The organism is Martelella sp. (genome assembly GCF_984369615.1).
Genome location: NZ_CFHTCS010000211.1, coordinates 1 through 7,867, shown reverse-complemented (window position 1 = coordinate 7,867; position 7,867 = coordinate 1). Strand labels below are relative to the sequence as shown.

The 7,867-nt window shown below is 63.5% G+C and carries 9 protein-coding genes; 4 read left to right on the top strand and 5 right to left on the bottom strand.

Annotated elements, in window-relative coordinates; translation table 11 throughout:
• The coding region (locus tag AC5DC2_RS15765) for a chromosomal replication initiator protein DnaA (RefSeq protein WP_491699157.1) at window positions 1-789 on the top strand (789 nt) is incomplete at its 5' end.
• 101 nt (window positions 790-890) lie between these two features.
• Here the strand turns inward: AC5DC2_RS15765 and AC5DC2_RS15760 are convergent.
• From AC5DC2_RS15760 to AC5DC2_RS15750, 3 genes are read right to left on the bottom strand one after another with little or no spacing between them, the layout of a single operon-like run.
• Window positions 891-1,247 carry a hypothetical protein gene (locus AC5DC2_RS15760; RefSeq protein ID WP_491699156.1) on the bottom strand — a complete coding sequence of 119 codons (357 nt, stop codon included), beginning with the start codon at window positions 1,245-1,247 and terminating at the stop codon, window positions 891-893.
• Window positions 1,240-2,532 (bottom strand): phage head spike fiber domain-containing protein, encoded by a 1,293-nt coding sequence (locus tag AC5DC2_RS15755; RefSeq protein WP_491699155.1) that lies wholly within the window; start codon window positions 2,530-2,532, stop codon window positions 1,240-1,242. Before AC5DC2_RS15755 ends, AC5DC2_RS15760 begins: the two co-directional genes overlap by 8 nt.
• Window positions 2,529-2,792: a spike base protein, RCAP_Rcc01079 family gene (locus AC5DC2_RS15750; protein ID WP_024708983.1), complete on the bottom strand. Its 264-nt coding sequence runs from the start codon at window positions 2,790-2,792 to the stop codon at window positions 2,529-2,531. Before AC5DC2_RS15750 ends, AC5DC2_RS15755 begins: the two co-directional genes overlap by 4 nt.
• Before the next feature lie 111 nt (window positions 2,793-2,903).
• On the opposite strand from AC5DC2_RS15750, the gene xseA reads away from it, so the two are divergent.
• On the top strand, window positions 2,904-4,388 hold the full coding sequence (gene xseA, locus AC5DC2_RS15745; protein WP_491699154.1) for an exodeoxyribonuclease VII large subunit: 1,485 nt from the start codon (window positions 2,904-2,906) through the stop codon (window positions 4,386-4,388).
• A gap of 69 nt (window positions 4,389-4,457) precedes the next feature.
• Here xseA and AC5DC2_RS15740 read toward each other — a convergent pair whose 3' ends face one another.
• Window positions 4,458-5,714 (bottom strand): aminopeptidase, encoded by a 1,257-nt coding sequence (locus tag AC5DC2_RS15740; protein ID WP_491699153.1) that lies wholly within the window; start codon window positions 5,712-5,714, stop codon window positions 4,458-4,460.
• 248 nt (window positions 5,715-5,962) lie between these two features.
• Between AC5DC2_RS15740 and AC5DC2_RS15735 the strand changes: the two genes are divergently transcribed.
• Both AC5DC2_RS15735 and AC5DC2_RS15730 read left to right on the top strand, forming a co-directional pair.
• A complete protein-coding gene (locus AC5DC2_RS15735) occupies window positions 5,963-6,685 on the top strand; it encodes a hypothetical protein (protein WP_491699152.1) in 723 nt (240 codons plus the stop codon).
• A 153-nt stretch (window positions 6,686-6,838) separates the two neighbouring features.
• A complete protein-coding gene (locus tag AC5DC2_RS15730; protein ID WP_491699151.1) occupies window positions 6,839-7,513 on the top strand; it encodes a hypothetical protein in 675 nt (224 codons plus the stop codon).
• A 3-nt stretch (window positions 7,514-7,516) separates the two neighbouring features.
• Here the strand turns inward: AC5DC2_RS15730 and AC5DC2_RS15725 are convergent.
• A partial coding sequence (locus AC5DC2_RS15725) for a YbaK/EbsC family protein (protein WP_491699150.1) occupies window positions 7,517-7,867 on the bottom strand: 351 nt, incomplete at its 5' end.

The following is a 7,867-nucleotide window of genomic DNA, read 5'->3' as shown; positions in this document are numbered from 1 at the left end:
TTCGCCACCGCGATCCGCGACAATGACGCGCTGACGCTGAAGGATTCGCTGCGCAATATCGATCTTCTGGTCATCGACGACATGCAGTTCCTGCAGGGCAAGATGATCCAGCACGAGTTCTGCCATCTGCTGAACACGCTGCTCGACAGCGCAAAACAGGTCGTCGTTGCCGCCGACCGCGCGCCCTGGGAACTCGAATCGCTCGATCCGCGCGTGCGCTCGCGGCTCACTGGCGGCGTCTCGCTCGAGATCGAGGCCCCGGATTATGCCATGCGGTTTGAAATGCTGAAGCGCAGGCTCGCCCTCGCCCGCCAGGAAGACCCGTCGATCGATATCGCCGCAGACGTCCTGGACCATGTCGCCCGCAAGGTGACGGCGAGCGGCCGCGAACTGGAAGGCGCGTTCAACCAGCTCCTGTTCCGCCGCTCCTTCGAGCCGGACCTTTCGATCGAACGGGTCGACGAACTGCTCGTGCATCTTGTCGGCACGGGCGAACCGAAGCGCGTGCGGATCGAGGACATCCAGCGCGTGGTCGCGCGTCATTACTGCGTGACGCGCCAGGAACTCGTTTCCAACCGCCGCACGCGGGTGATCGTCAAGCCGCGGCAGATCGCCATGTTCCTGGCGAAAACCATGACGCCGCGCTCCTTCCCTGAAATCGGTCGCCGCTTCGGGGGACGCGATCATACGACCGTTCTGCATGCCGTGCGCAAGATCGAGGATCTTCTGGAAAAGGACCAGAAGCTCTCGCAGGAAGTCGAGTTGCTGAAGCGGCTGATCAACGAATAGCCCCGCTGCTGCCTGCGGCAGTCATCAGGGAGCGTTCCAGCTGATGCGCGGATAGGATGATCGGAAATGGCGGCCCGGCGGGTCGCCATTCTTCATTTTCATCAGGCGAAGCGTTCGGCCGGCGTTGCCGGTTCGGGCGCGACCACATGGGCCTCCAGTTCCGCCGGCAGAACCGTGCCGTCGGCCAGACGGAGATTGACGTGGTAGCCGGCGACGGCCGTCATCTCCGCATGCTCATTGCCATCGCCGTCCATCCGCGTCTCGCCGGTCGGGGCGTAGACGAGACCGTCACAGGCCGCGCCGACGGGCTTGAGCACCAGCATGCCCGCCGGCAGGCCGGTATCGCGGTAGCCAAGGCGGACATCCGCTCCCTCCTCGGCCGGGACCGTCACGCCCACGCTGGCAAGCGTCGCCAGCGCCTCGGTATGGTCTTCGAACTTCAGAAACACATCACGCATAGGGCGCCGCCTTTGCTTCAAGCTCCGCGTCCGTCATCCGGAACGGCCAGATTACCAGTTGATCGTACCAGCCGGCGGCAAAGCGATCGGTTGTCGATGCGTTCTCGTCACGGCCGAGATAGATCCTGGCCGTGTCGCACAGAAGCTCCCGGCTTGCCGTCACCACGGCGTTGCCATTGTAGGAGCCGCCGATGACGTCCTCGACCCTGTCGAAACAGAAGGCGACGCCGGCGCGCGGCAACGGCCTGGCGAGCCCGGTGGCAAGTGCCGCCGTCTGGTCGACCAGAAGATCGCTTCCGGAAAAGCCGAGCAAGGGATAGTAGCTTGCCCCGCCCATGATCCTGCCGACAGATCCGACAAGGCCTTCACATTGAACCAGCAAGGAGGCCTTGTCGCGCTGAAGAAGCGTGGCAACGGCATCACTCAGCCGCGCCTTGTCGGCAGGGCGGGTGACGGCGCTGCCGCCGCTCGTGACGATGGGAGAGCTGGTCACCGCAGACTGCTCGAACTGGGGCAGGATGAAGTACACCACCGCGCCGGGTCGCGCCCGGACGCTGAAGGTCGCGCCGGTCGTTGTCGCGTGTCCGTCGAGCGTCACGCGCTGATAGGCGGCATTCGCAAAACTGGGGCTGTTGACCACACCGCTGATACGCAGATAGCCCTCGCCCGCCGCCACGCGCACATAGGCCGAGATCGAGTGAAGTGCCGTGTTACCCGCGTCCCCCGCCGCAACGGCAAAGGCGTCCGCCGTCCCGGTCGTGTTGTCCAGCCTGTAGACCTTTCCGGACGAGCAGACCTCGGAAAGCCCTGCGGCGGAAAGGGCAGCCATATCGTCAACGACCGAAAGCACAGCCGGTGCGGCCGACCCCCCGATCCCGGTCAGATCGGTCGGATTGGCGTTGTTGCACAGCACCTTGTTGGTCGCAGGCCCTTCGAGCAACAATTGTCGCCGCCCGTTGACGTGGTCGAAGCGCGGCACGTTCGCCGCCGCCATCCTGATCATGCCTGCTTCGTCGATATAGGTCGCGAAGCCCGGCCGGGCGAACGAAACCAGACGGTCAAAGGAGACTGCCGAGAGGATTGCCAGTTCGGACACAGACGCCAGCCCGATGGCGGGGGCGCCGATACGGGTCAGGGCATAGCGGCTGCCGGCAAAATCCAGAACCGCCGCCGGTCCGAAACGCCACGTCCCGCCGTCCGGGAAGGCATAAAGGGCCGGCGACACCGCAAATCCGCCGGAACGCTGGTCGTTGCCGGGCAGCGCTATTCCGCTCGCGATCCTCATACGAGCCCCACCAGAGCGGCTGCAGTGGTGCCGGTGACAAGCACGCGGCTGATGCGAACCGGCAGAACGAAGCCGGAGGGCAGGTTCTCGAATGTCACCGTTTCCCCGGAGATCAGGGTTGCGGTCATGCTGCCGCCGATGCCGACATAAATGGCCCGCGTCACCTCTTCCAGCGGAACGGCGTCGTCGGGGACAATTTCGAAACCGTCATAGGCCGGGCTCGTCGGCGTGGCGTTGCGTGAGGAAAAACGATCTGTCATGGCAGTTCTCCTGTTGGACGTTGATTTCGGAGAGTCTGCCAGAGCCACAGCGGGCGGGGATTTCAGGGGAACAACGGTGAAAGACGGGGATCAATCGGCTAGACTGAGGCCATGAGCAATCTGTTTGACGCCGAATCAGCCTCCAACCTGACCGAATTCACCGTTTCGGAGCTCTCCGGCTCGATCAAGCGCACGGTGGAGGACCGGTTCGATCGCATCCGTCTGCGCGGCGAAATCTCCGGCTTTCGCGGCCGGCACTCCTCGGGACATGCCTATTTTTCGCTGAAGGACGAGCGCGCGCGCATCGACGCAGTGATCTGGCGCGGCGTGTTTTCCGGCCTGAAGATCAAGCCGGAGGAAGGCATGGAGGTAATCGCGACCGGCAAGGTCACCACCTTCCCCGGCGCCTCGAAATACCAGATCGTCATCGAATCGCTGGAGCCCGCCGGCGCCGGCGCGCTGATGGCGCTCCTGGAGGAGCGGCGCAAGAAGCTCGCCGCCGAAGGGCTTTTCGACGAAGGTGCCAAGAAGCCGATCCCCTTCATGCCGCGCGTCGTCGGCGTCGTCACCTCGCCCACCGGCGCGGTCATCCGCGACATTCTCCACCGCATCACCGATCGCTTTCCCGTTCATGTCGTCGTCTGGCCGGTCAAGGTCCAGGGCGAGGGTTCGGGCGATGCCGTGGCCGCTGCCATTCGCGGCTTCAATGCCTGCGCGCCAGACGGTCCGGTCCGGCGGCCGGACGTCCTGATCGTCGCGCGCGGCGGCGGCTCGCTGGAAGACCTCTGGGGCTTCAACGACGAGGCTGTGGTGCGCGCCGCCTATGAAAGCGACATTCCGCTGATTTCCGCCGTCGGCCATGAAACGGACTGGACGCTGATCGACCATGCCGCCGATTACCGCGCGCCAACGCCGACGGGGGCCGCCGAACGCGCGGTTCCGGTGAAGGCGGAACTCGTCGCCGACCAGGCGCGCCAGGCCGCGCGGCTCTCCTCCGCCATGACGCGGCTGATGGACTTCCGTCGCCAGACGCTGACCGGTCTTGCCCGCGGTCTGCCCTCGCTCGACCAGTTGCTGGCGCTTCCGCGCCGCCGTTTTGACGAGGCCGCGCTGCGCCTGACGCGGGCGCTGGAACTCAACACGATCAACAAGCGCCGGACATTCGAGCGCAGCGCCTCCGGCCTTTCCGGCATGCCGCAGCGGCTTTCGATGATGGTGGCGCGCGACCGCGAACAGGTTTCGGTCCTGGCGGCGCGCGCAGATACGGCGATCGCGGCCAATTTGAAGACCCACCGCGCCGCCCTTGCGAGCCAGCACCGCGTGCTGAACTCCCTATCCTACAGGAACGTGCTGGCGCGCGGCTTTGCCGTGATCCGCGACGATGCGAACAGGCCGATTTCACGCGCCGAAGGTCTCGATCAGGGCAAGGCGGTCGAAATCGAATTCGCCGATGGCCGCGTCAGTGCGGTAACGGGCGAAAGTGCTGCCGCAACCGCAGAGCCGGCAAAGGAAATGGCGGCGTCTGAAAAGCCGAAGCAGCCGCGGAAGAAGCCAGCCGCCAAAACAAGGCCGCCCGAACAGGGCAGCCTGTTCTGAGCGGCACTTTTTCCCGAATCAGCCCCGGGCCGAAGCCGTGGCAGCGCCAACAGCAAACCTGTTGCGCCCTCAGTCGGCCCATTCGCCGCCGCGCATCACAGGCGTGGCGTTGCCTTGCGCATCGAGCCCGTCAATGTCGATCTTGTCCGAGCCGATCATCCAGTCGATATGGATCAGCGAGGAATTGCCGCCCCTGGCCGCAATCTCGTCGGCGGAAAGCTTGTCGCCGTCGATGAAGCATTTCGAATAGCACTGGCCGAGCGCGATATGGCAGGAGGCGTTCTCGTCGAACAGCGTGTTGTAGAACAGGATGCCGCTTGCCGAGATCGGCGAGGAATGCGGCACCAGCGCCACTTCGCCGAGACGGCGCGCGCCTTCATCCGTGTCGAGCACCTTGTTCAGGACGTCGCCGCCCTTGGCCGCCGCCGCATGCACGATCCGCCCGCCCTCGAACTGGACACGGATATCGTCGATCAGCGTGCCCTGATGCGACAGAGGCTTGGTGGAGGAGACGTGACCTTCGACCCTGAGCCGGTGCGGCGTGGTGAACACTTCCTCGGTCGGGATGTTCGGATTGCAGATGATGCCGTTCTTGGCCATCGAAGCGCCGCCGCTCCATTCATGTTCGTCGGCAAGGCCGATTGTGAGATCGGTTCCCGGCCCGGAATAGCGCAGCGCCGAAAAGCGCTTGCCGTTGAGCCAGGCCGAACGGGCATGGAGATTGTCGTTATGCTCTTTCCACGCGGCGATCGGATCCGGCCGGTCGACACGCGAGGCCGCGAAGATCGCCTTCGCCAGTTTCGCCACCGCCATGGCATCCGGATCATCGGGAAATACCGTCTTGGCCCAGGCAAGCGAGGGATAGGAGACGATGTTCCAGTTGATGTCGAAGCCGGCGATCTTTTCCAGCGCCGGCTTGTAGGCGGTCGAATTCGCCCGGTTGGCGCGCGAGACCTTTTCCGGGTCCTGGGCGGCAAGCAGCATCGGGTCGTCGCCCGCGATCGCCAGCCGCGCGGCGCCGCGCGCGTAGGCCATGCCCATGCCCTCGTAGAGCCAGTTGGCGGCCTTGTCGAAACTGGCGTCGTGGGCGTTTTCGAAACGCTCGAGCGTTGCCTGCGGATCGGCGAAGATCGTCGTCACCACGCCAGCGCCGGCCCTGTAGGCATGGCGCGTGATCAGCCGCGTCAGCGGCTGCGCCTCGATCGGCGCGGTCATCACCAGGTCCTGGCCTTCCGCCAGATTGAGGCCGACATGCACCGCCACTTCCGCCAGCTTTTCCAGCGCTTTGAGATCGATGGGATGGGGAAGTCTGGTCTCGACGGTCATGAGGGCCTCACGCAATTGGTTTGTCTTGAGACCTATCTAGTGTGGTTTGAACGAGAATTGAAGCGCCGTTGCGATACAAACGAGGCCCCTTTCGCCCACCGTTCATCGCTTGACATATGATTGAAAATCGCCTCAACTCAACCCTGGGTAACATTTCCACCAGCGAGGGGAGACGGCGAGGAATGTCCTTACGATCAGAAGCTCTGGCTCTCAGTCTTTTCGCGGCCCTTTTATCGGCAGCCGGCCCGTTGGCCGCCAATGAACCTTCCTGGTCCTTTGATGAACACCCACAACCCTATGGCGACCAGCTTGCCCCTTCCGAAAGGGATCGTCTCCGCCAGGCGGACGATCTTGACTGGCCGCGGCGCTGCCCCGCCCGGCTTCAGGCGGCATTCGCCATCTACAAGGCGCACTATCCGGATTACGCCGCCGGCGCTCCAACCGATGTCGCCCTTAAACAGTGGATGGATTACATGGTTCGCCTTGGCAGCAATGACGCGAGCGGCTGCGTGGTCAGCCTGCTGGAAGTCGCCATTGATGACATTCTTTTCGATGAGGGGCCTTTTCCCGACCTCTTTTGCGGGAAGCTCGCGCGGGAACCGGCATCCGAGGCCGAACAACGGTTGTCAGCGCTGCTGGCAAAAATGACGGAATATGCCGAAACGCTGAACAGGGACGCCGTCGAGGCCTTCCTCCGGCTGGGGGAGGACACGGTGACGACGCGGTTCAATCCCGATATCCGCTATTTCCTCGAACGCACGCTCGCCTGGCAGACCGGCAAGCCCCTTTCGCCGGAATTCAGGGAGATCGTGATCGCTCAGATGGGGCAGGAACGGCTCGATGACGTCGAAAAGGCCTATGGGCGGAACGATCTTCGCGGGGTGATCGAAACCTCGCCGGAATGCACAACGTGGTCGGACGCGGCCGCTGCGAGAGAAGTGCCGGATGCTGAGACCATTTGGCGGCGTTGACCTGACTGGCCTTGCTGACCGAGCACCACAGGGATTGACGGGAGAAAACCAATGCGTTCATTGTCTGCCGCTTGTCTGTTTCTGTTCACGGCGTTTTTGCCCGCCCAGGCAACCGAAAACTGGTCTTTCACAGACCACCCTCACCCGGATTTTATGGACGAGTACAGCGCAGAAGAGGACGCCATGATTGCCGATCTGGAAGCGATGGGGGCGGGAATTAATAATTGCTCTGCCGAAATCGTGTTCGAGTATCTGATCTACAACCGACGCTATCCCGAATTCGCTTTCACGCATGAGTTCAACGAAGGACTGGAAGTCTGGAAGCATCATGTGCTTGAGACCAACCGCGCAGCCTCTTCGTTCTGCATCGTCATCGAGGTGACCGAGGAACTGCGCGAACTTTATTCCTACGATTTTGCAACACCGACCGAAGGTCTGTTCTGCGGCAAACCTGGTCATCCGTACACCAACGCGGAAGAAAGCCGCATCATGGGGCTTCTCGACAGGCTCGTCAGCTATGCCGCGACCGGTAACTCCTTCGCGCTTCCGGCACTTGCGGAGGTCGAGGGCTGGTCCGACATCCGGCTCAATCCGGATATCCGCTATTATGTCGAAGCCCGGCAGGCACGCCGCTACGGCAACGAGCCGGCGCCGATCCTGCGCGACACCGTAATCGCGCTTCAGGGCAAGGACCGGCTCGCCTTTGTCGAGGACGCCATCGCGCGCAATGATCTCTACGCCGTGATCGAGACCAGCCCGCCCTGCTCGGCCTTCACGCCCGAAGCGCTGGCAAAGGCGCAAGAGGCAGCCAGGGGCGATTCGATCTGAGGCTTATGCGATAATGCCCGCCGTTTGAGCGCTGAGCGCGTTGACCGCATCTGCCGGCGCAAGCTTGACCTGAAGGCCGCGCTGGCCGCCATTCATGATCACGTAAGGTTGGCCAAGCGCGGCGGCTTCGAAGACCACCGGCACGCGCTTTCTCTGGCCGAAGGGCGAGATACCGCCGACGTGATAGCCGGAAAGCCGCTCGGCGGCGGGCACATCCAGCATATGCGCATGCTTGCCCTTGAAGACGGCGGCAAGCTTCTTCATCGAGACTTCGGCATTGGACGGCAGAACGGCGCAGACCGGCTTGCCGTCGACATTGGCGATCTTGAACGGCCAGTGCTTGGCGTCGGCCGC

Coding starts and splice junctions, on each gene's coding strand:
- AC5DC2_RS15760 (WP_491699156.1), bottom strand. CDS start 1,247: ATGCGTGATGTGTTTCTGAAGTTCGAAGACCATACCGAGGCGCTGGCG.
- AC5DC2_RS15755 (WP_491699155.1), bottom strand. CDS start 2,532: ATGAGGATCGCGAGCGGAATAGCGCTGCCCGGCAACGACCAGCGTTCC.
- AC5DC2_RS15750 (WP_024708983.1), bottom strand. CDS start 2,792: ATGACAGATCGTTTTTCCTCACGCAACGCCACGCCGACGAGCCCGGCC.
- xseA (WP_491699154.1), top strand. CDS start 2,904: ATGAGCAATCTGTTTGACGCCGAATCAGCCTCCAACCTGACCGAATTC.
- AC5DC2_RS15740 (WP_491699153.1), bottom strand. CDS start 5,714: ATGACCGTCGAGACCAGACTTCCCCATCCCATCGATCTCAAAGCGCTG.
- AC5DC2_RS15730 (WP_491699151.1), top strand. CDS start 6,839: ATGGACGAGTACAGCGCAGAAGAGGACGCCATGATTGCCGATCTGGAA.